Source organism: Nostoc sp. PCC 7524, from assembly GCF_000316645.1.
GTDB lineage: Bacteria > Cyanobacteriota > Cyanobacteriia > Cyanobacteriales > Nostocaceae > Trichormus.
In genome coordinates, this window is sequence record NC_019684.1 from 1,501,681 (window position 1) to 1,524,770 (window position 23,090).

Sequence of the window (23,090 nt, forward strand, 5' to 3'; positions counted from 1 at the left end):
AGAGCAACCGCCACATCAACCAAAGCATTAAGATTATTCGTAGCGATCGCATCTACCGCCAAGCGGCTATCCGCAACAATTCCAGCTTTATCTTGGGCATAGACTTCAACTGTGCCACCAACTGTAACGGTGCGAGAACCAGTGTAATCGTTAGAGTAGTCAATCCAAGCTTGAGCTTCACTACTTACCTTGTTACTGGCGAGCATTCCCCCGGCTGCCATCGCTTTTTTACCATAGGCAGTGTTGATCAAGAAAGAATTGGTAGGGGTAGAGGCTTGTTCATTGCCCGTTGTCGCCTTCATGATCGCACTAGAATCTGCTAGAACGTGCAAGTCGCCGTCAGCAGTAACGGTGGAATCTTGAATGTAAGCATAAGCTCTTGCTGGATCTTCCCCAGTTAGTAGCTCTCTCCCCAGCAAGGAATCTATGGCTTGGAAGAGAACATTGGAAGCTTCCCAACCTAATGTGTTGAAGGAAACGACAACCCCGACTGATTCCTCACCCTTAGATCTGGTTAAAGAAGTTGCTTCTAGGGCAGAAACGTTAGTAGCTTCAACTCGTACTTCCCCGTCACCACCTGCTTGCTGAATACTGCTGTTGGTAATATAGGCATCAGCACTACTGCGAAGCTGATTATTGGTCAGCACTCCCCCTTTACTATTGGAGACGGAGCTTATAACACTGGTATCAATGGCTCTCAGGGAGACTGATTCAAGGGCATTGATGACGACATTTGCCAGTCCACTATTAACATCGTTTGGCGTTGCCAGAACGGCATGATCAAGGTAGGCTACAACATCACTATCAATGTCATTGCGGGCAACTACGCCATAGAAGCTTTTCGCTTTTCCAGGATCGAGCTTGTTATCTTTGAGAATAGCGGTGGAGATTGAGGAGGGGATGACATTGTTCTCGCTCAGTTCTTTCCAAAACTCAAAATTGTTGTAGTCTTCGGTAGCGAGATTGCGATTGTCCTCTGTGCTTCCCCCTGCTCCCATGTATTGATAGACTGTACCTGCCTTACCTGCAATTAAACGCCAGTTCCCATCAGTGAAATCAACATCGGTATTAAAGTCCACTTTACCCAGCAAGCTAGTGCCGTTGATGTCGGTATTTCCCAAGTATTCGTAAATTTGCCCTTCCTTCCCATTCCCCACGTCGGAGGAGAGTTCGATCCAATCCCCTTGGGTAATGACACTGGGGGCGTTCTTAGTGGTAGCGTCAACATCATCAAGGCGAACTTTGTCGCCAAATCTTAAACCTTGTGTGCCTGAGTTGCTGGTGTATTGGTAATCCCCGGTCAAGGTATTGAAGAGATCATTGATGATCCCTAGCCCCAGGTCATTTTTCTTGGAGGCTGCTGCTACCATGTTCGTGGTAGCGTCAATGGCAGCATCATCTACCGCAGAGATGGTGAGATTCCCAGCAACTTTAATGTCAACGGTGTTTGTAGCGTTCTCACCACTGTCGATGAATGCTGTGGCTTCTGAACTAACTTTGTTACTGGCAAGTACACCGCTCATGGTCATGGCATTCGCCCCGAAGAGCGCAGATGCTGCTGCGGTAGCACTATTGCTGGTGCGGGCTTCTATCTGCGCCAGGGAATTGGCGGTAACGGTGAGATTTCCATCGGTGGAAATATCGGAGTTGCGGATATATGCTTCAACTTTTGCTGGTTCTTCGTTGCCAAAGACAGGTAAGACGGGAATCCACAAAAGACTAGTGGCGTAACTTTGGGCGCTGTTAGATAAGTCTGGATTGGCGACATCACCGCCTTCGTAGCGATAGATGATATCACCCACTTTAACGCGATCATTTTCCTGTAAAAGGTCTGGCGTGTCAGTGGTTTCGTAGTCAAATTCATTGGGGGCTAATCCGAACAGAGCATCCAAGGTGTCATAGAGGAGATTCTGGGACTGATAGCCAATGGTATTAAATGCCAGAACTACACCATAGGCATCTGCTCCTGTATTGATTGCACTCTTAGTCTCTGCCCCTAGTTGGGCTGTGTTTTCTGCCTTAACTTCAATATCACCAGTGGTTATCACCTCACTATTTTCAATGTAGGCGATCGCGTCACTGAGAACACTGTTGACGGCAATTGTGCCATTGCCAGCGATAGATTTCCCTGTACCAAAGGCACTACCCCCAGAAGATTGGGCGGTGGCATCTGCTACTGCCTGGATAACTGCCTCTTCCCTGGCGGTAACGTTAACAGTATTAGCTCCAATGTCTGCATTCTTGATATAAGCAGTAGCCCCCCCATCAACTTCATTGCGAACTACCATCCCCCCAATGGCAACAGAGTTAGAATCACTCAGATTCATGCCATCGTTTTGAATCTGCGTAGCCAGAAGTTCTTTCCACAGGTCGAGATTGTTGTAGTTTTCAGTTAGCAGATCAGCCGTGTAACCATTTTCCCCCAGATAGGTGTAAGTACGTCCTGATTCACCGAGAGATTTGTCAAAGTTCATTGACAGCGAAACAGTATCACCAAAGTTTATTATCTTTGTTGAGTTACCTGGTGTTAAAGATGCTGTGGTGTAAGTTGGGTTGCCAAACAGAGGAATCAGGGCAGCAGCACCATCATTAAGAACATCAATGCCTCCAGTATTGGTTGTTACCTGGGAAGTGACAATCTTGCTATTGGAGAAGATACCAGCGCGATCAGTTGCTTTAACCGTTAGAGTTCCTTTTGCTTCCAGTTTCTTGCCGTCTGCATCCAGCGCATCTTCCACAAAAGCGAGGGCGGCACTGGCAACCTGATTACTCGCTACCAGACTGCCTACAGCTGTGCCATTGCTGTTAATTAGCGCTTGACCCGTGGAATCTGAAATGTTGCTAACAGTGGCGTTAATTTGTTGCGCTCCATCTGCTGTGACTGTGACATCGCCACTGTTGATCTTAGTATTTTTAATATAGGCTGTGGTATCAGCACCTATTACCTCGCTATCACTGCCTAACTCAATTCCTGTGAGAGTTTCAAAGGTTTTACCGAGTAAGTTACCAAGACTAAAGGCACTATCTGGGGCAATTGAGAGTAATACAGTAGGGCTAGGCTTGCCAATTGAGTTAAAGGCGAAGGTAAAAGCACCTGTGGTATTAGAACCCCCTTGTGCCTTGGCTGTAGCTTCCGATGTGGCATCAATTGACGAGGTATTACTAGCATTAACCCCAAGATTACCGTTTGCTGCTGTAATGCTACTATCGAGAACGTAGGCAGAAACATCACCGGAAATTTCGTTCAAGGCAAATGTTCCGCCAAGACTGAGGCTGGATAGGTTCGCTAATGTTCCCAACAAACCGAAATCGGTAATTGCCATTGCATTTGCTTCCGCCTTAATGGCTTGACTGTTGGCAGCATTGATGGTGATGTTGCCGTTTGTGGCATTTAGGGAAGAACTGTCGGAAACGTAAGCCTGAGTATTTTTGATGACCTTATTAGTTGCAGAGGCTTTGCCAAACTCTACTCTTGTCAGTGACGAGAGGTCTAGATTTGGCTGCTGTAAATCTCGCGATCGCGCTGTGTAACTTGAGTTATCTGTCGCCAAAACCGTAATCGCTTCGCCATTTGCCCCTGGGTCAGCATTAACGGTACTGCCAATAATGTATGCCTGGGTATCACCAACTACTGCGTTACTAGCAATCTTAGCCTCGGCAGTGTAGCTCGAATTGTTGGTTGCTAATACTTCTAGAGTTTTAGTCTGAAGATTGACATTGGTAACATTAGCAATTACATCATCCTGAGTCACGGAAGTTGAGTGAACACCCAAGAAATCAGAATCAATTGTGCTGGTAATATTCCCTGTTGCGGTTGCTAAAACCTCAACCCCCCCGGTGGCTGAGACACCATCTTTACCAACGACTGTCGTGGCTACTAAGGAGTCACCTATGTAGGCTTTGGTATCACGAGCTAGAGTAATGTCACTCTGGACTGCATCAAATCCAATTACATTACTAATGTTAGTGTCAGTGGTGATTTTGGTTTGAAGGTTTGTGTTGTCTGTGGCAATAACAGAGATGCTATTTGGATCAGAAATTACACCAGCATTGATGGTTGCACCACCGTCAATTCCAGCATAGGTAGTGATTGAGATGGGTTTGATATTTGTGGTGACATCAATACTTCCACTGAGGCTAGTTCCTGCGATATCAGCATAGTCAAGGCTGCCGTCGTCAAAGCTAGAACCGCTCTGCTCAAAAGACTCTCCTGCCAACAACTGCGCTAATAATATCAAACCATAATAATGATTTTCAATAAAGCTAGATGCTTCAGGTTGCAGAATACTATCGGGATTGACATATAAATCTAACTGTCCCAAAGTACCATTGTAACCTAATATATCGCTGGTGTGGATAGCAACCACCCGTGTAGCATCGCTACTATTGAGCCGTTCTGCTTCTCCTCGACCTAATGCGCCCTCAAACTCTGGTCCAGCAGGGTCTAGTCCAATAATTAGATTAAGGGAATTTCCAGTAAGCTCTTGATATTTTGCCCCAGCATTACCACTGACATGAGCGCCTAAACTACTACCAATTAAAGTGATGGTGGTGGGGTTAAGACCTGTTAGATTATTGGCAAGAAAGCTACCCAGGGCATTACCAACTCGCAGGGTATCATCGGCTGCGGTGGGATAGTCAAGATTACCAGCCAGATCACTCCAGTCAACGAAGATAATATTGACATTTCCGCCTTCTTTGTCCTGAATTGACTGGAATAGCTGGTCATAATTAGCACTTGATTTAATATCAGATTGCCAACCGTGAGTGACTACATAGGTCGGATTGGTTGGATTAAATTCGTTGGCATCGTCAGCATCCCAAAGGTAGAACTTAACTGAGGCATCCCCTAAGTTGTCCTCTTGTAGCAGGGCAAAGTTGGCGTTGCTGCGAGTCTGGCTATTACCGCCTAAACTTACCGATTCAACGGTTGCATCCGTAAGCTGCACGTTAAAGTCAGTATTGGTTTCAGCAATGACTTCTAGATTATCGGCTTTAATCGTAGCGGTTGAACCAATAATCGCAGTGGCTTCGGAGGTGGAGTTGACCTGAAAGGATGTATTTGAGGCGTTGAAGGTTAAGTTGTTGTGAATGCGTGCTTCTAGCTTGACTTTTCCAGCTTCGATTGTGCCATCAACGGTTATATTGGCTGTGAGTTCAACTGGTTTGAGATCGCTAGTTTGGTTGATGTTGCTAGTCGCGATCGCGCTTAATGTAACGTCTCCTGTTGTTGCAATTTTAGTAGTAGAAGGAACAATAATTGTTTCCGCGCTTAAAGATAAACTGTCACCATTGAGGTAAAGATTTCTGGCAAAATTAACTGTGTCTGCACCAGCATCTCCATCAATCTCTAAAACCCCATCTCCCACCGTAAAGAGATTATTACTATTGCCAATATTATTAAAGGTAAAAATATCGTTTCCTGTACTACCAATGATTTTCTCAATGCTAGTCGTCTTGATGTTTGCAGAATTGGTACTATCTGTAACTACAATTTCTAGAACTCCAGAACTAAACTCAGAAATACTGAAGCTTAGGGCAGTGGTAAGGTTAGCAAAACTCAGGGTATCAAATCCGCTTGAGCCATTTATTTCTAAAGTAGTTCCCCAGTCACTTTGTTGAAAGGTAAAGGTATCATCATTAGTGCTAGGGGAACCTAATAATAAAATTCCACCATAGTTATCTAAAGCTTGCTTACTCAACACAGAAAGAGATTCAAAATCCGTCCCTACTAAAGTATCTATATCCGTCCCTACTAAAGTATCTATTCTTCCTAATAATGGATCTATACTCCCTACTAACCAATCTCCCCCTACCAACGCATCTATACCTGTAATCTCTGTCAATTGACTCTCAGGTAACGCCACACTCAGGTAATCTACAGGGAAAACTCCCCTGGTGAGACTCAGATCCAACCTATTTGGGTACACAGATACAAACTCATCTAGAACAAGAGTGAATTCTGTGTTTTGCCCTAGTGGAGAATTTGCTGAAGCTAGAGGACTAGTTTCTAAGCCATCTAAAGCTAGAGGACTAGTTTCCAGTCCATCTAAAACGGAAAAATTCTGAGCATTGAGGTTAGAGAAATTTTCCATGACTTCGCAATTAAATATAGATAGAGATAGGGATTGATTGGTTGAGAATTATTCAGAGCTATTCAGCCTCAGAATTTGACACCTTAGTACCTTTCTTGGCAAGTTGAGAGAAAAGGTTTAGAGAATGGAGGTGCAGATAAATTAGTTCTAACCAGCCTGTTTGCATTAAGCCAAATACTTGTTCTTGCGAGAGTTTGTTGAGCTTGTCACGACTAATTCCCCAAAAACCACTCAAAGAAGATTTTTTCCCTTCATTGGTTGTAAACTGAGCCTGCATTGGTTCTAGTAAATCCAGTTCTTTAATCTGTTGGCAAAACGCTTCTGTCACTCGAAACTGTGCTTGATAAATCTGGAGGAAATTAATGACATTATTTAAATATTGAGTTTGATTTCCATCGCTGTCGAACAGTCGTTCCCCTGAGCCTGTTTGATTCCAACCGGAAAATTTTTCATCAATACAGAGCGTAAAGGTTTTACCATCGTCTCCGCTAGAGAACACAAAAGGATAGCGCCGGATAAAGGCAGGAATATAGTCTGCTTGCCACTCTCCTGCTTCATTAATAAATAAGTTTTTTTGCTCTTGAAGTCCTACAATCGCTGCTGGCATTAATGTTTCTTCTGTACCAACAAAAACAATAGGGTAGATTGATGCAGATTGAGCAAATTCAGCACTCAGCAAGGGAAACGAGTTCACCTGTTCTGTAAAGAAATACTTATTGTCCATTTTCAGCGACCAGTCGCGATGCTGCTCTTTGGAAATGGAAACTACGTGCTTGTAAATTAATAGCTGATTAGACAACTGCAATACTCCAAAATATTTTATTTACCGTATTCATATTGTTGTGTACCACAATATGGTATTACAATACACACTCCTTACTCTAAAATCTGTTTTCCCATATTGGGATTATGTTTAATATGATACCATCACATTAACAAAAGAGACTCTCCTAGAGTAGCTATGTAAAATTAATACATAATACCAGCTTGAATTATTTCAAGCGAGGAATGCAAGAAAAAAAAGTGTATTTTTATTGAATTTTCATTTTTATATTGCTAAAATCCTGCTATGTTAATTATTCTAGTCTGTTTTTATTGTTAATTTAACATACCTACTCTGGAAGAGGCACAAAAGATTCTGTCAGAGAGAAGTACGTTTATACTTATTGTAAATTTACTTAAATTGCATTAATAGTCTGTACCTTTTTTAATCTTTACTTTTCAGTATACATAACATATTTTCTGTTAAGGACAAGATAGAACTATATAAAGCTTCAAAAAATGAAGCTTTTGACGACTTATCCCTTACAAAATAAATATCATCTTCTAGTCTTCACAAGATAGTTGATAATTAAACAAAATATCAGTTTGACGCATATCCTCATTTGGTTATTCAATCAAGGGTACAATCTAAAATTGTCAATATTTCGCTTCTGTGAAGTTTACTGAGTCATGCTCAGATTGACTTGACATAGACATTGACAGTAGTACAATCTACAACTAAGCAAAATTCAGGCAATAAAGCAAACCTTGTGGGGAAAGCCCAGAGTTGGAGTAGTTTTCCACAATTTCTATGCGGATAAGCAAAATCCGAGTTAGGATATTTGTTTAGTAATGCCTTGATTCCATATCGAGTTCAATTTTTGAGATTTTATGGACAAAAGTCCACAAGACGGCAGTATTATCCTCCTCTGATCTGGTGAGTTAGTCTCCCAGATCAGGGGAGACTATAGGAGGTAGTATCATGCTCACACAGGATATTCGCAATTCAATCATTGATGTTGCTGATTTAAACCAGCTCAAATCTGATTTAAATCAGCTGCCGCCTGTGGATGTAGGAGAATATATTGCACAATTGCCCGAAAAACAACGAGCGATCGCTTTTCGTTTACTCAACAAAAATCAGGCAATTGATGTATTTGAATATTTACCAACAGAAATTCAGGAAGAACTCATCAATTCTCTACATGACACCCAAGTGGTACAACTGGTAGAAGCGATGAGTCCTGATGAACGGGCAGAATTATTTGATGAACTGCCTGCTGTAGTTATTAAAAAGCTATTACGCCAACTTAGCCCCGAACAACGGCAAGCAACTGCAACTATTCTCGGTTATCCCGAAGGCACAGCCGGGCGGATCATGACTACAGAATATGTACGCTTGCGGGAAGGATTAACTGTAGGAGAAGCTCTGAGCAAAATCCGCCGTCAGGATGAAGATAAAGAAACCATCTACTATGCTTACGTCACAGACGATAACCGCAAGCTGGTAAGGGTGGTATCGCTGCGACAATTGTTGTTTACCTTTCCGGAAGTTTTGATTCGTGATATTGCTAGCGATCGCGTCATTAGGGTAAAAACTGATACACCCCAAGAAGAAGTTGCCCAAATCATGAAACGCTATGACTTAATCGCTATTCCTGTAGTTGACAGGGAAGAGAGATTAGTCGGTATTATCACTATTGATGATGTCGTCGATGTTTTAGAAGCAGAAGCAACAGAAGACTTTCAAAGATTGGCAGGTGGTAGCGGGGATGAATATGCTTTGTCACCACCTCTTGTCACCATCCGCAACCGTTTACCTTGGTTGTTGGGAATTATGGCTTTGTATATTGGTGCAGCCAGTGCGATCGCGCCCTTTCAATCAGTAATTGCTGCTGTGCCAGTGTTAGCAGTAATTATGCCCATATTTTCTAACACAGGTGGCACAGTTGGCATTCAAGCCTTAACAGTCACTATCCGCAGCTTGGGTGTAGGAGAAGTCACACCCAAAGACACAATTAAAATTCTCCGTAAAGAAATTCTCGCAGGTTTAGGGACGGCGGTAGTTTTAGCACTAACCATGTTTGCCTTATCTTTAATTTGGGCTAAACCCCAAGAAAGATGGGTAGCTTTAATTGCCGGAGTAGTCATGGCAACTAATACAATAGTAGCTGTGACTCTTGGTACTTTACTGCCCATGGCCTTAAAACGGCTCAAGTTAGATCCAGCCCTCATGAGTGGCCCCTTAGTCACCACCATGCTAGATACAATTGGGTTTCTCACTTTCCTAAGTATGATTTCCATCGCTTTGAAAGTTTTTAATTTACCCAGTTAGGAAGCAGGGGGAGGGGGTAGAAGGCAGAGGCAGCAGAGGCAGCAGGGGAGAAATGTTTACCTCAATGTCCAATGCCCAGTACCCAGTCACCAGTCCCCAATCCCCAATCCCCAATCCATGCCTACCTCCACTTGGAATCGTCATCACGTCCTTTCTTTAGCTGACTTCACTGCTGGTGAATACGATACTGTTTTACAAACGGCTGCGAGTTTTCAGGAAGTGTTATCACGGCGAACAAAGAAAGTACCAGCTTTGCAAGGACAGGTAGTGGCAAATTTATTTTTTGAACCATCTACCCGCACCCGCAGTAGTTTTGAAATCGCCGCCAAACGTCTGAGTGCAGATACACTCAACTTTGCAGCTGCTACTTCTTCCATGACGAAGGGTGAAACAATTCTCGACACCGCGAAAACCTATTTGGCCATGGGAACTGATATTATGGTGATTCGCCATAAAGAAGCCGGAGTCCCAAATGCGATCGCTCAAGAAATGGATCGCCTAGGTGTGAAAGTTAGTGTCCTCAATGCTGGCGATGGACAACATGAGCATCCTTCCCAAGCACTACTAGATTTATTTACAATTTGTAGTCTAATTGACCCAGTTAACCCCAGACTGGAATTATTAAATGGTCAAAAAATTGCCATTGTCGGGGATATTCTGCATTCTCGTGTGGCACGTTCTAATATTTGGAGTTTAATTGCCAGTGGTGCGGAAGTACATTTAGCTGCTCCACCGACTTTGTTACCTAAGTTATTCGGTGAGTATATCTGTGAGGAAGGAACAGAAGTACCTCCAGGTGAACTATTTATTCATTGGCAGTTAGAACCCGCTTTAGAAAATGCTGATTTTGTCATGACGTTACGCCTACAAAAAGAACGTATGACTGCCCATTTATTACCAAGTTTGCGAGAATATCATCAGTTATTTGGCATTACTCGCGCTAAGTTACAACTATGCCAGCCTCACGTTAAAGTTTTACATCCGGGGCCAGTTAATCGGGGTGTGGAAATCAGTTCAGATTTAATGGATGATCCGGAATTTAGTTTGATTCAGTCACAAGTGACAAGTGGTGTAGCTGTACGGATGGCATTGTTGTATTTATTGGGTAGTGGCAAGATTTGAAAATTCAAAATTCGACAAGAAAGACACAAGGTATTAACTCGCGGAAATTTTCCACGCGATCGCGGCTTTCAAACTGTTGCGCTCGTCTATAAACACTTTTGATAGGTTAAGGTTTTGTTAATTTTTTATTTTATTTTTTAAGAGAATTTGTCAATTATACTAAAGATAGATTATTATATACTCAGTAATTATTAATAGATTCACTGAGGGCAGGCGTACCATTTCAGGGAAGTGTACCTTCTGCCTTATTTTAGGTATTCCCTAATTATTTGCAATGAACCCAGCAAACGAACAAGAAGCTCAAAGTAGTGTTCAGGAGCAATCAGGTGGTTTGACACAGCAGTTAATGCTACATCGTATCAGCAACCGCATTCGACAATCATTGGAACTGCAAGAAATCTTATCTGCAACCGTTGCCGAAGTTCGTTTGTTTTTGGGAACTGATCGAGTTAAAATCTACCAGTTTCAAGCAGATGGTCACGGTTTAGTTATTGCAGAATCAATTTGTGAAAATCGCCTTCCTTCTCTATTAGATCTGCATTTTCCAGCCGATGACATTCCACCCTATGCCCGCGAATTGTATTTACGCGCACGTCAGCGCACAATTATTAATTTAGATTCCCATCAAATCGGTATCAGCTCATTGGACTGTGTAGAAACAGGTGAATCTCTGGAGAATCAAGATATTCGCTATCGTCCCGTAGACCCTTGCCATCGAGAGTACATGAGTGCAATGGGTGTAAAATCCTCTGTGGTAGTACCGATTGTCATTGAAGCGACAAATTCCAGTAAGACTTTACAACCATCTTTGGCTACCAGCAACTATCTTTGGGGTTTACTGGTATCCCATCATTCAGAGTCACGGGTTGTAACCGAAGAGGATTTATTGTTTATTCAGTCGGTTGTAGATCAGGTATCGATCGCGATCGCTCAGTCGATTTTACTCGAACGTGTACGCGAACAAGCCCAACAGGAAGCCAATATCAACCGTGTTACCGCATTACTCTACACTACACCTACAGTGCAACTACAAGCAGCATTGGAGGAAGTTGTCAAGGTCTTTCAAGGATCTGGTGGCCGGTTGTATCTGTCTAGTCAAAATTCTCAACAGAATGCGGAAATCTATACCTGCGGTACACAACCACAACCCCTGGATTGGGTAACTGGTAGACCCATTGAGGAAAATATCCTGTGGCAGAAGTATCTTAGATCAGTAGTGACAAAAATTGATGACCAAGCTGATTCTCATACTGCTAGTAAACCCTGGTCGGTGCCATGGATGCGGGCAATGTATGCGCTCAAGGAAGTACCGCAAACATTAGAAACGGAGTCTGATATCTGGGCGATCGCTGACATCTACAAAGAACCTCTGTTTCGTACCCTGACTTTTGCATTTGAATCAACGCAGATTCGAGGTGTACTGATTATCCCACTTTACTTTGGTCAGGAAGTGTTGGGTAGCCTGAGTATTTTTCGAGATGAGGTTGACCAAAAATTGACCTGGGCAGGTTATCACCAACCCGACACACGCCAATTATCCCCCCGCAAATCCTTTGAGGCATGGCAGCAAATCAAAAAAGGTCAGGCACAAGCATGGACAGAGGCTAATATCCGCCTAGCTCAAGCCATGAGTGAACGATTTTCCTCTGCTGTCAAACAGTACCAACTATACAATCAAGTGCAGATTCTCAATGCCAATTTGGAGCAACAGGTAGAAATTCGCACATTGGAGTTGCAGGAATCCATAAGCATCGCCAACCAAAAGCGTACTTTGGCGGAGAAACTCGCCAAGGATCTGGCAATTTTTGCAGAGCAACAGCAGACATTGATGGGTGTGATTACCAAAATTCGGGAATCCTTGGATTTAAGCAAAATATTTCAGGCTACCACTCAAGAAGTCCGCCAACTGCTCAATGCTGATCGTGTGGCAGTGTTTCGCTTTGATCCTAACTCTGATTTTACATTAGGAGAGATTATCTCCGAAGATGTGCGTGCAGGTTATGTTTCTGCGATCGCTATCCCCGTTAGAGATGGTTGTTTTCGTAACTATGGAAAGCCAGAATCTCAGAGAAAGTTTTACATACTGGAGGACATCGAGCAAGCGGATCTTGACCCTTGCTATGTGGCAACTTTGGTGAAATTTCAGATCAAAGCCTACCTGATAGCACCTCTGTTTATTGGTGAAACACTGTGGGGGTTACTTTGTATTAACCAGTGTTCAGCTGCGCGCCAATGGCACAGAAAAGAAAAAGAATTTATCACTCAAATTGCTACACAGTTAGGTGTGGCAGTACAACAGGCAAAACTGCTAGAACAAGCACAGAATATGCAAATAGCAGCAGATGCCGCTAACCAAGCCAAGAGCGAGTTTTTGGCTAGCATGAGTCATGAGTTGCGGACACCCCTCAATGCCATCCTAGGAATGTCTGAATGCCTACAGGAAAACATTTTTGGGGAACTAAATTCATCACAAAAAAAAGCGATCGCCACAATTGAAAGTAGCGGCCAACATCTACTCGCTTTGATTAATGACATTCTGGATCTGGCAAAAATTGAGTCTGGCAAGGTGGAATTGCAGATTGCGCCAGTCTCAATCAACAACTTGTGCAGTTTCAGTCTCAGTTTTGTCAAGCAAATAGCCATTAGCAAAAACATCGAACTAAATCTAGACATTCCTGGGAATGTTGATGAGATTACCTTAGACGAATTGCGGACACGCCAAATACTCATTAACTTATTGAGTAATGCCATCAAATTCACTCCAGAAGGTGGATCGGTAACGCTCAAGGTTTGGCTAGAGGAAGCAGAGGGAGTAAATTCTTCCTTTAATTCCCAGTACCCTCACATCAAATTCTCTGTCAGCGATACTGGTATCGGTATTGCTCAAGCAGACATACCCAAACTGTTCCAATCTTTTGTGCAAGTTGATAGCAGTCTGAATCGTCAGTACACTGGTACAGGTTTAGGCCTATCCCTGGTTAGCCGCTTGGTGGAATTGCAAAACGGCAGCATTGATGTGGTGAGTACCGTTGGGCAAGGGAGTTGTTTCACTGTCACCTTGCCTTATTTTGAAATACCAGACAAGGAGCAGCCCGAAGTCTTACAGCCACAGACAATCTCCGAGGAGCAACAATCTACCCCAGAAGCTAGTTATCTCAGCAGCGATGACATACCGGAACAATTGCTGATCTTACTAGCAGAAGATAATCAAGCAAACATCGATACCTTTTCCGCCTACCTCAGTATGCAGGGATATCAAGTAATTATTGCCAAAAATGGCGAGGAGGCAATCAACGCTGCACAAGAGTACAAACCCAAGATTATCTTGATGGATATCCAAATGCCCGGAATTGATGGACTCGAAACCATACGCCGTATCCGCAATCTCTCAGAACTAGCCCCAGTCCAAATTATCGCCCTAACTGCCTTAGCCATGCCAGGCGATCGCGAGAGATGTTTGACAGCCGGAGCTAACGAGTATCTAGCCAAACCAGTTGTTTTAAAAGAACTCCAAGCCACAATCGACAGATGTTGGAACAGATCACAGAGTGATGGCAGAACGATAATACTCTAATCAAGAAAAAAGGTTTGGCTCATCACCAAACCTCTCTTTAAATCCAGTGCATAACAACATCCCGGATTAATCTACCTATTATTCCCATACCTTGGCATCTCCCCACGGGATGTATGCAAATGTCAGAAAAACTGATATTACATTATTTAAGTATTAACCTATACATCTAAGATAACTTATTTCTGGAAATACAGCAGATTCGATGTTTATGAGGTACAGCCAATAATTGAAAAGTAATAAGTAAATTTTTTACTCATTACTCATCACTCATTACTCATTACTCATCACTCATTACTCATTACTCATCACTCATTACTCATTACTCATTACTCATTACTCATCACTCATTACTCATCACGCACAATTTTGAAGAAGTTGCCAAAATGCCAAAATCTTAAATAGACATCTCCAATCCAAAATATAATGTAGAGATGTAGCAGTGCTACGCCTCTACAAGAATTTCAGATGATTTTATTTTGCCGCCAGCTGTTGCAATGTTTTTAATGCTTCCTCAACGTGACCATTAAAGTTAAACATTGAGTCAAATACATAGCGCACTATTCCCTCTTGGTCGATGACATAGGTAACACGACCAGGGAACAGACCAAACGCTGCTGTTGCGCCGTATAGCTTGCGTACTTGGTCGCCTTTATCGCTTAATAGCGTAAATGGTAGGTTGTACTTCGCTGCAAATCGCTGGTGAGATTCGCTAGAGTCGCCACTAACGCCGATGACTTCAGCACCGACATTTTGAAAAACTTCATACTGGTCACGAAAAGCGCAGGATTCTGCTGTACATCCTGGTGTATCGTCTTTGGGATAAAAATAAAGCACCACAGCTTTTTTGCCGCGAAACTCGCTCAGGCTCACTTTTGAGCCATTTTGAGCAGGCAGGGTAAAATCAGGCGCAGTGTCTCCAACTTTAACTGGCATAGGGGGTAACTAAATTGAATTTGTGTACATTTATTAATTATTTGTCAAAGTGTCGTTACCTGACCTTATATATTTGTTCGGTAATTTGTAAATCTTAATAGCTCACCGACAGCAAGCAGGGTAGTTTAGATACTCATCCAGCTTGACATCCTCCCACCACTAATTCGGAGTACCGAATATAGTGGGGGATTCCAAAGATCGCTCTTTGGGTTTCCTCTTTCCGCGACTCGACTTACTTGGAGGGATTTCTCCACCCAAGCAGAGGTCGATGTCTCCAGAGGCGTTAGTTCCGACGTGACCCGCCGTACTTAATCCTTTTTCTAAGATGTTTCGCGCTGCGTTCCAGTCCCGGTCAAGGGTGAGCATACAATGAGGACAAACATGGGTTCTTGTACTAAGAGATTTCTTAACGACCTCACCACAGTTAGAGCAATTCTGGCTAGTGTAATGAGGTGGTACTGCAACAGTCACCACACCAAACACTTTACCGAAATACTCAACCCATTCACGAAACAGCGACCAGGAAGCATCACTAATCGACTTAGCCAAGCGATGATTCTTGACCATATTCCGCACCTGCAAATCTTCATACGCCACAAGGTCGTTAGACCTCACCACGCACCTTGCTGTCTTAATAGCAAAATCTTTACGCTGGCGACTGACTTTGAGGTGCTTACGCGCAAGTTTATTTCTCAACTTGACTCTATTGTTAGAACCCTTTTTAGTCTTAGACAAACGGCGTTGCAACCGTTTCAAAGACTTTTCGCTTTTACGAAGATGTCTAGGGTTTGCAACTGTTTCTCCATTGCTATCGGTGTAGAAATGGTTCAACCCCACATCGATACCAATAGTTTTACCAGTTGGATCTCGTCTTTCTACTCGTTCTTGGTCAATACAAAACTGGGCATAGTACCCATCAGCGCGACGTACAACCCGCACTCTTTTAAACTGCTTAAGTTGGTAGAAATGCAGGTCACGAGTTCCCCAGAGTTTAAAAGTTCCCGCTTTAAATCCATCCGAGAAAGTGACGTATCTGCGGTCATCAGAAAGTCGCCACCCACAGGTTTTGTAATCAACGCTCCCATGTGTTTGCTCTTTCTTGAAACGTGGATATCCTTTCTTTCCTGGCCTAGATTTCTTGCAATTATCGCAAAAACGAGCAATAGCAGACCAGGCTCTTTCCGCACTAGCTTGACGAGCCATAGAGTTCAATTTAGCAACCCAAGGAAACTCTGTATTGGCAGCAAGTACGGCGCAGAACTTATTGAGGTCGTATCGCCCAATGCCCTTGTTATCCATCCAGTAACGGAGGCAACTATTACGCACAAAACGAGCAGTTCTAATCGCCTCATCCAGCGACTGATATTGTTTGTCTGTACCCTCAAGTTTTGCCTCAAATACCAGCATTTATGTAGACTGTTAGTACACAAAATAGTATATCATCTTGTCAAAAACTCAACTACCCTCTTCCCTAATTTTGCCTACGCTCAATCTTGGTCAGAGGGTGTCTCGTTTTTGACCCACAATTCATCTCACCGCCAAGTCTGCGACTATGGCGGGAGTCTTCTTGCAGAGCTTAGATAAAACTCTACCTATGCGCCTGACTTCACTTGACGTATTTCGCGGTATCACGATCGCGGCGATGATTCTCGTTAATATGGCGGGAGTCGCCGATGATGTCTATCTTCCCTTGACTCATGCTGATTGGCATGGTTGCACACCAACTGATTTAGTTTTTCCCTTTTTTCTGTTCATTGTCGGTGTAGCAATGACTTTTTCTTTATCCAAATATACCCAAGACAACAAACCCACCTCAGCTATTTACTGGCGGATATTGCGCCGCGCTGCAATTCTGTTTATTTTGGGTTTGTTTCTCAACGGCTTTTGGAATCAAGGCGTTTGGACTTTTGATTTCACCAGCATTCGCATGATGGGAGTTTTACAACGTATTAGCCTGAGCTACCTACTAGCTTCTTTGATAGTTCTCAAGTTACCACGCAAAGGACAATGGTTACTAGCTGGTGTGCTACTGATTGGCTACTGGCTGGCGATGATGTATATTCCAGTACCAGATTATGGTGCGGGTGTGTTGACGCGAGAAGGTAACTTTGGCGCGTATGTTGACCGATTGATCATTCCCAAAGCCCATCTATATAAGGGTGATGGCTTCAACTTCATGGGAGACCCGGAAGGGCTGTTTAGCACAATTCCTGCCATTGTAAGCGTTTTGGCTGGTTACTTTACTGGTGAATGGATACGTAAACAGCCAGTACAAACACGGACAAGCGTAGGGTTAGCATTATTTGGGATTGGTTGCTTAATGATTGGTTGGGCTTGGGGTTGGGTATTCCCTATTAATAAAAAACTGTGGACAAGTTCCTATGTCGTCTTTACTAGCGGTTGGGCGTTATTGCTCTTAGCTGCTTGTTATGAATTAATTGAAGTGAGATTAATGCGACGCTGGAGTAAACCTTTTGAAATTATGGGACTAAATGCGATCGCTCTTTTCGTCGCATCAGTTTTACTCATTAAAATCCTAGTCAGAACCAAAACCTACAACTGGATATATCAAGACATCTTCGCATCCTGGGCTGGAACATTCAACGGTTCACTATTATTAGCCCTAGCCACCGTCTTATTATGGTGGACTGTAGCCGTCCTCATGTACCGTCAACGCTGGTTTCTCAAAGTCTAAACTTTGCGCCCTTTGCGCCTCTGCGCGAAACAAATTCCTCCTACTCCTCCGCACCAAAATCAACCTTATCGTAAATATCCCCCAGCAAAACCTGACAAGGTACAGAAACCAGAGACAACATTACATCTGGATCATCATACTCAGAAAAAATCCACTTATTATTTTCAGTTTTGCAATACTGCTCAACGTGGATTTTGTACTGGTCAATCAGAATATACTCCTGAAAACTCGGAATTGACCGATAAGCCGCAAATTTTTCATCCCTGTCATAACTTCTGGTGGATTTTGATAACACCTCAGCAATAAACACTGGATTAATCAAAGTATCTCGTCTTCCTTCTGCAAATTCTAGTTTACCTGCGATCGCCATGACATCAGGATACACATACATTCTTTTTTGAGGAATCCAAAGACGCTGTCTGAGGATAAATACTTGATAAGGTTGAAGTTTAAAAGCGAAAAGTAAGGTAGCACCAAAGTTACCCACAACTGTATTATGCTTTGGCGTTTCACTTGGCACAAGAATAATTTGCCCATCAATATATTCGTGTTTTTCCTCTGAATTCACCTCCATTTCTAGGTATTCTTCAGAGGAAGAATAGCGTTGTTCTTGTGCAATGGTCATGATATTTCCACCCCCAAGGTTGCAAGTTGTTGATTTATCTAAAAAGTAGGGAGAGGGCTAAAGCCCTTACTACAAACTTTTTTACCCTGCTGAGTTAACTAAATACCTCTACTTCTTCCACAGCGTTGATTTGATCAAGAATATGCCAAAGTTCTTGTAACATTGGGTCTAAACCAGTACGAGTTACCGCAGAAATTAAGAAAACTGGAGCGTGAGACAGATGATTTAATTGCGTCGCTAATGCTTCTAAATCTACAGTTTCTCTATCAACAGCATCAATTTTATTTAATACCAAAATTTGCATTTTTTCAGCTAAACCGCGTCCATAGGCGACTAATTCTTGCTGAATTGTGTTGTAGTCTCTGATGATATCATCACTGGTTGCATCGATTAAATGCAGCAGTATCCGTGTGCGTTCAATGTGGCGTAAAAAATCATGTCCTAAACCTACCCCTTCGGCAGCACCTTCAATTAATCCGGGGATATCAGCAAAAACAGTACCGTCACCAGTAGGTTTTTTGACTACACCTAAATTTGGTATTAGGGTTGTAAAGGGATAATCAGCGATTTTGGGACGTGCAGCTGATAAAGATGAAATTAAGGTAGATTTACCTGCATTGGGTAAACCAATAATGCCTACTTCTGCCAAGAGTTTTAATTCTAGACGGAGGAGTTTTCTTTCTCCTGGCAATCCTGGGAGGGCGTATTCTGGGGCGCGGTTACGGTTGCTTAAAAAGTGCTGATTACCTAAACCACCTTTACCACCTTCTGCAATTAGTAGCTTTTGGTTAGGTTCAGTTAAATCTCCGATTAAATCACCTGTTTCGGCATCATAAATTACTGTGCCACAGGGAACTTCGATAATTACATCTTTACCGGATGCACCTGTGCAGTTATTGGGGCCGCCACGTCCGCCATTTTCTCCTTTAAAGATGTGGTTGTATCGAAAGTCTAGCAGGGTTTGTAGGTTTTCCACGGCCATGAAAATAACTGAACCGCCCCGTCCACCATTCCCACCGGAAGGGCCGCCAGCTGGTACGTATTTTTCTCGCCGGAAAGCGACAATCCCATCGCCTCCTTTACCTGCTTCTACTTCAATTTGTGCTTGGTCGATAAATTGCATAATTAGTCAATAGTCAATGGTTAATAGGAAATAGGCAATAGGCAATAGGCAATAGTTATTTACCTGCTGAAATCTTATCTACTGATAATAATGGTGCGTCATTGCTATGAACGCACCCTCAACATTCTATGTTGTATAACTAGACTTTTTTGTCTTAGACCTTCTTGTTGCTATTATGCCAAATTAATGACCAATAACTAATGACTAAATGTATGGTGTCACATCTTCTTTACATTCATCTGCCAAATAGGAGAGGGCGCGGAAACGTAAACCTACGAGTTGTTCATATAGTGGGTTAATTTTACACAATGGCGGAATGTGAACTATTTTACGTCCAAATAGGGTGACATCTCGCTCAAAGGGACATTGAGAAGGAATCATTTTACATAAGAACCGGGCGACTCTGGGATCTTTGACATCTAACCCATCTAACCAGTCGCGTAGAGGGTTGAGGGCATCAGGTGAAGGGGCTGTGAGTGCTGCTGATACTAAAGAATCTGCTTGTTCTTTGTCTTCTAGGGTATGGCTTAGGGCTTGTAGGATGTCTGCTGGTTCGCCTAGGGCTTGGCAAAATTCGTGCAGGACTTGATCTTCGCTAGGGGAATATGTACCATCTGCGATCGCTACCATCACAGCTGTACGGAGAAAATTTTCCCCAACGGGTGTATTTTTACCCAAAACGGCAGCTAATTCTGCTGGTGAAATTACTTCCAGTGATTCCCACTCCAGACAAGGGGCTAATTCATCTTTGGTGATACTAGCAATTAATTGCTGTTCTTGTTCGTCAAAGTTACCGTCAGCCCAAGCTATTGTTAGCAGTCCCCGCAACCAAGCGGCAATTTGTTCACTGCTGTAGGGAGATTTAACAACACTCGTCATAAACTTACGCCTCGTGGTTTTCTGAGTCCATGATAAGCTACTGTTCTTGAGGCTAAACTGTTACAAGGCTAACTAAGCATCTCTTAAGATTTGTTTTGCTTTTACTCTTGAGATGGCGTGATTTCAAAAGTTACATCTTCATATACGTCTGCGATCGCACATCGCAAATCTATACTAGCTAAATGTATTTCTTGTTCTTTCTCGTAGGGGTAAAGTACCCATTGTCCATCTTGGTTACGGCGAAAACAATCAACACTCATGCGATTTTGACTGACTAAAACATATTCTTGCAGTGTTTCCATGTGTCGATAGTCAGCAAATTTATCTCCTCTGTCAAAGGCTTCTGTAGAGGGTGATAGCACTTCGATAATTAAGCAAGGATAACGGATAAAATTATCAAATGCTCTATCTCGTTGATCACAACTGACAATCACATCAGGGTAGTAGTAGATATTGCGTGATTCAATATGCGCTTTGGTGTCTGAGATATAAGTTTGACAACCACTCCCACGTAAATGATTTCTCAGCCTAGAAGCAATATTTAAAGAAATTACAACATGAGTATTACTAGCCCCAGCCATTGCATAAACCTCTCCCTGGCGATATTCGTGCTTAATGGGACTGGTTTCCTCGCCTTTGAGATAATCTTCTGGGGAAATGTAGCTATAACTGGGATTTGCAACCATTTGTCATAACCTGTTGTTTAAGGAGGTTAACATACAATAACATCCTAGTACAAAAGGCAAGAGGCAGGAGCAAGAGGTATACAGGGTAAAAGCTGATTACAGAAGCTTTTTCATCTGTTTTGTCTGAATATTTATGAGCATCAAGCTGTACTACTTTATCAGGACGAAAGTCTATTGGTAACTAAACAAGTTGCGTTCGTTACCAACACAAGTCGTTTCGTGACAAATACAATTGCGTTCGTTACCAACACAAATCGTTTCGTTACAAATACAATTGCGTTCGTTACCAACACAAATCGTTTCGTTACAAATACAACTGCGTTCGTTACCAACACAAATCGTTTCGTTACAAATGCTTGTTTGTTTGTGGCAAACACTGATATTTTCGTTACCCAAACATAACTAAAGTGTATTCATTATGACTTTTTTCTTCCCTCAGCACGCTGCTCAAGGCTCCGCTACTGCTAACCAGTAGGATGCGTCAGTATGAATATTTGTTGATATAGCTAGGTTTTCTCGCACTGACGCACCCTAGATTTTGAATATTTTTTATCAAGAAAGGCAGAGGGCAGAGGGCAGGAGGCAGAAGGAATACTGGCCTCTGTCCTCTGCCGCGACCATTCCCCGAAGGGGTTCCCGCAGGGTAGGGAGCAAGGGTTTAAGACCCCCACCAAATTTTCAATTTGGTGGCTCTTGTTTAGGAGGGGTCGGAATCCCCTTCTAAACAAAACCTTCTGCCCTCTGCCTCCTGCCTCCTGCCTTCTTCAATTGAAAATTCCTTAGCACTCAGCATTCACTACTAAATTTGTGTCAACTGCCTAAATATGTATGCTGATAAATCTAGCTGTTGTTAGATGCTGTGATTCTCTCATCAGCCTTAATCTACAACTGTTGCACCGAGAGATAGAGTACACCTGTGGATGTCATATTAGAGCGATCGCACACCCTCAAACAAGCTGTAGTAAATTTTGTTTTAGATGCGGAAGGGGAACTAGCACAAGCATTAGAAACCTATGCAGCCGCACAGTCACGCCGTGGTAGTGGTGATAATACACAGCAAGATTTAATTATTGACAGTTTTATTGTAGAAGGGAGAGTTGATGATCAGTCTCCCATCGATTTATTTATCGCCAGTCAGCCAGATTTAACCGAGAGCGATCGCCTGCTGCTCAATAACTGGCATCATAGTTTTATGGGTTTATTTGCGATTACCCAAATTGAGAGCGATCGCTTAGAGTTAAGAAACTGGTTAACCGATAAATACTATATTGTTAAACCCAACAATACCCAAACATTACAAGCAATTTCTCGCCTCAAGCTAGAAGAAATCCTCTTAACTCGCATAGCACCTATTACTGATAACTACTGGACATTTTTGGGACAATACACACTTCTAGGTAAACTTGGCAGACCCAAATTAGCCGTAGCTATTGGTAATTTTAAAGAAAACTATAAACATCATCTTTATAGTGATGCTCCAGAGTTATTAGAGGCTGCTTGGCAGTCTGTAGCCCAATACCACGAGGATTTTCTAGACTTTTTTGGTAGTGATGAAATTACCTTACCTGGATATCAACTTAATCAAAAAATTGGTGAATTTCAAGAATTAACCACCGAGAAACGCTTGGCAGCCCTAGGAATTGATCAAAATCAGTCTCTTGGTGAATTAGCCGCAGAAGCTGGTGTGTCAGAAGCAGAGATTCAAGCAGCAGCTAAAGAAACTGGTGCTGATGCTAAATTAGTAGCGCAGATATTTAACAACAAAAGTGGCAACAGTAAAATGGTGATGCCAAAAGTTGATTTACCTGCGGAACTCAAACAAGCCGAACAAGTAACCGCAATTTCTCATCCCCGTTGGGGACAGATGTTTTTACCAACATACAGTAAATTACAAGCACTGTTAACAGCAGCCGATTGGCAAAGTATTGATGGTGCAGAGAAACTAATTCGTCATTACCTTGAGGATAAAAATATTAATGCCTTTATTTGGCAACGTTTAGCCCAAAAATACCCCAAGTCATTAGACAAGGCACTACAAGATTACTTGCAACGCCCAGAATTTAACCTTGCTAATGATTTAGATGCACTCTTGCAAGAATTCGATAAACCCCTCAAGCCAGATTTACCAGAAATTGCCAGTGTACCCCTACATCTACACGAGTTATTTCAAGCAGCTGTGGTAGAAGTACACAAGTCTAAACCCAAGGGAAAGGGTAAGAAGAAGTCAGCCAAAGGTTTTCAATAAATCACCCAGTCCCCAG

Annotated in this window: 13 protein-coding genes and 1 pseudogene (1 of these 14 running past the window's edge); 5 read left to right on the forward strand and 9 right to left on the reverse strand. The window is 42.7% G+C overall.

From position 1 onward, the window contains the following. Both NOS7524_RS29255 and NOS7524_RS06205 read right to left on the reverse strand, forming a co-directional pair. A pseudogene (locus tag NOS7524_RS29255) lies at nucleotides 1–6,095 on the reverse strand (hypothetical protein); its annotated part reaches 23,998 nt to the left of the window's first position; the annotation flags it as partial. Between the two features lie 58 nt (nucleotides 6,096–6,153). Continuing rightward, entirely contained in the window at nucleotides 6,154–6,894 is a 741-nt protein-coding gene (locus NOS7524_RS06205) for a SapC family protein (protein WP_015137623.1), read from the reverse strand. Between the two features lie 945 nt (nucleotides 6,895–7,839). Between NOS7524_RS06205 and mgtE the strand changes: the two genes are divergently transcribed. The 3 genes from mgtE to NOS7524_RS27745 all read left to right on the forward strand — a co-directional run bounded on the left by mgtE (nucleotide 7,840) and on the right by NOS7524_RS27745 (nucleotide 13,888). After that, nucleotides 7,840–9,192, forward strand: coding sequence for a magnesium transporter (gene mgtE / locus NOS7524_RS06210; protein ID WP_015137624.1), 1,353 nt, complete (start codon nucleotides 7,840–7,842; stop codon nucleotides 9,190–9,192). Nucleotides 9,193–9,309: 117 nt separating this feature from the next. Beyond that, complete coding sequence (locus NOS7524_RS06215; RefSeq protein WP_015137625.1) at nucleotides 9,310–10,314, forward strand: aspartate carbamoyltransferase catalytic subunit; 1,005 nt, start codon at nucleotides 9,310–9,312, stop codon at nucleotides 10,312–10,314. Between the two features lie 274 nt (nucleotides 10,315–10,588). Then, nucleotides 10,589–13,888: a GAF domain-containing protein gene (locus NOS7524_RS27745; protein WP_015137626.1), complete on the forward strand. Its 3,300-nt coding sequence runs from the start codon at nucleotides 10,589–10,591 to the stop codon at nucleotides 13,886–13,888. Nucleotides 13,889–14,359: 471 nt separating this feature from the next. Here NOS7524_RS27745 and NOS7524_RS06225 read toward each other — a convergent pair whose 3' ends face one another. Further along, nucleotides 14,360–14,821 (reverse strand): peroxiredoxin, encoded by a 462-nt coding sequence (locus NOS7524_RS06225; protein ID WP_015137627.1) that lies wholly within the window; start codon nucleotides 14,819–14,821, stop codon nucleotides 14,360–14,362. Nucleotides 14,822–14,980: 159 nt separating this feature from the next. Next, nucleotides 14,981–16,228 carry an RNA-guided endonuclease InsQ/TnpB family protein gene (locus NOS7524_RS06230; protein WP_015137628.1) on the reverse strand — a complete coding sequence of 416 codons (1,248 nt, stop codon included), beginning with the start codon at nucleotides 16,226–16,228 and terminating at the stop codon, nucleotides 14,981–14,983. Nucleotides 16,229–16,415: 187 nt separating this feature from the next. Between NOS7524_RS06230 and NOS7524_RS06235 the strand changes: the two genes are divergently transcribed. Then, nucleotides 16,416–17,516, forward strand: coding sequence for an acyltransferase family protein (locus NOS7524_RS06235; RefSeq protein ID WP_041555589.1), 1,101 nt, complete (start codon nucleotides 16,416–16,418; stop codon nucleotides 17,514–17,516). A gap of 40 nt (nucleotides 17,517–17,556) precedes the next feature. On the opposite strand, the gene NOS7524_RS06240 is transcribed toward NOS7524_RS06235, so the two are convergent. The 5 genes from NOS7524_RS06240 to NOS7524_RS29260 all read right to left on the reverse strand — a co-directional run bounded on the left by NOS7524_RS06240 (nucleotide 17,557) and on the right by NOS7524_RS29260 (nucleotide 21,225). Then, the gene (locus tag NOS7524_RS06240; RefSeq protein ID WP_015137630.1) at nucleotides 17,557–18,141 is read right to left on the reverse strand and encodes a Uma2 family endonuclease; all 585 of its coding nucleotides are present in this window, start codon (nucleotides 18,139–18,141) and stop codon (nucleotides 17,557–17,559) included. A 94-nt stretch (nucleotides 18,142–18,235) separates the two neighbouring features. Further along, the gene (gene obgE / locus NOS7524_RS06245; protein WP_015137631.1) at nucleotides 18,236–19,264 is read right to left on the reverse strand and encodes a GTPase ObgE; all 1,029 of its coding nucleotides are present in this window, start codon (nucleotides 19,262–19,264) and stop codon (nucleotides 18,236–18,238) included. Between the two features lie 204 nt (nucleotides 19,265–19,468). Then, nucleotides 19,469–20,143 carry a Mo-dependent nitrogenase C-terminal domain-containing protein gene (locus NOS7524_RS06250; RefSeq protein ID WP_015137632.1) on the reverse strand — a complete coding sequence of 225 codons (675 nt, stop codon included), beginning with the start codon at nucleotides 20,141–20,143 and terminating at the stop codon, nucleotides 19,469–19,471. A 101-nt stretch (nucleotides 20,144–20,244) separates the two neighbouring features. Continuing rightward, complete coding sequence (locus tag NOS7524_RS06255) at nucleotides 20,245–20,829, reverse strand: Uma2 family endonuclease (RefSeq protein ID WP_015137633.1); 585 nt, start codon at nucleotides 20,827–20,829, stop codon at nucleotides 20,245–20,247. A 171-nt stretch (nucleotides 20,830–21,000) separates the two neighbouring features. Next, nucleotides 21,001–21,225 carry a hypothetical protein gene (locus NOS7524_RS29260; protein WP_144050843.1) on the reverse strand — a complete coding sequence of 75 codons (225 nt, stop codon included), beginning with the start codon at nucleotides 21,223–21,225 and terminating at the stop codon, nucleotides 21,001–21,003. A gap of 520 nt (nucleotides 21,226–21,745) precedes the next feature. Between NOS7524_RS29260 and NOS7524_RS06260 the strand changes: the two genes are divergently transcribed. Next, on the forward strand, nucleotides 21,746–23,074 hold the full coding sequence (locus tag NOS7524_RS06260; RefSeq protein WP_015137634.1) for a hypothetical protein: 1,329 nt from the start codon (nucleotides 21,746–21,748) through the stop codon (nucleotides 23,072–23,074). Nucleotides 23,075–23,090: the final 16 nt, after the last annotated feature.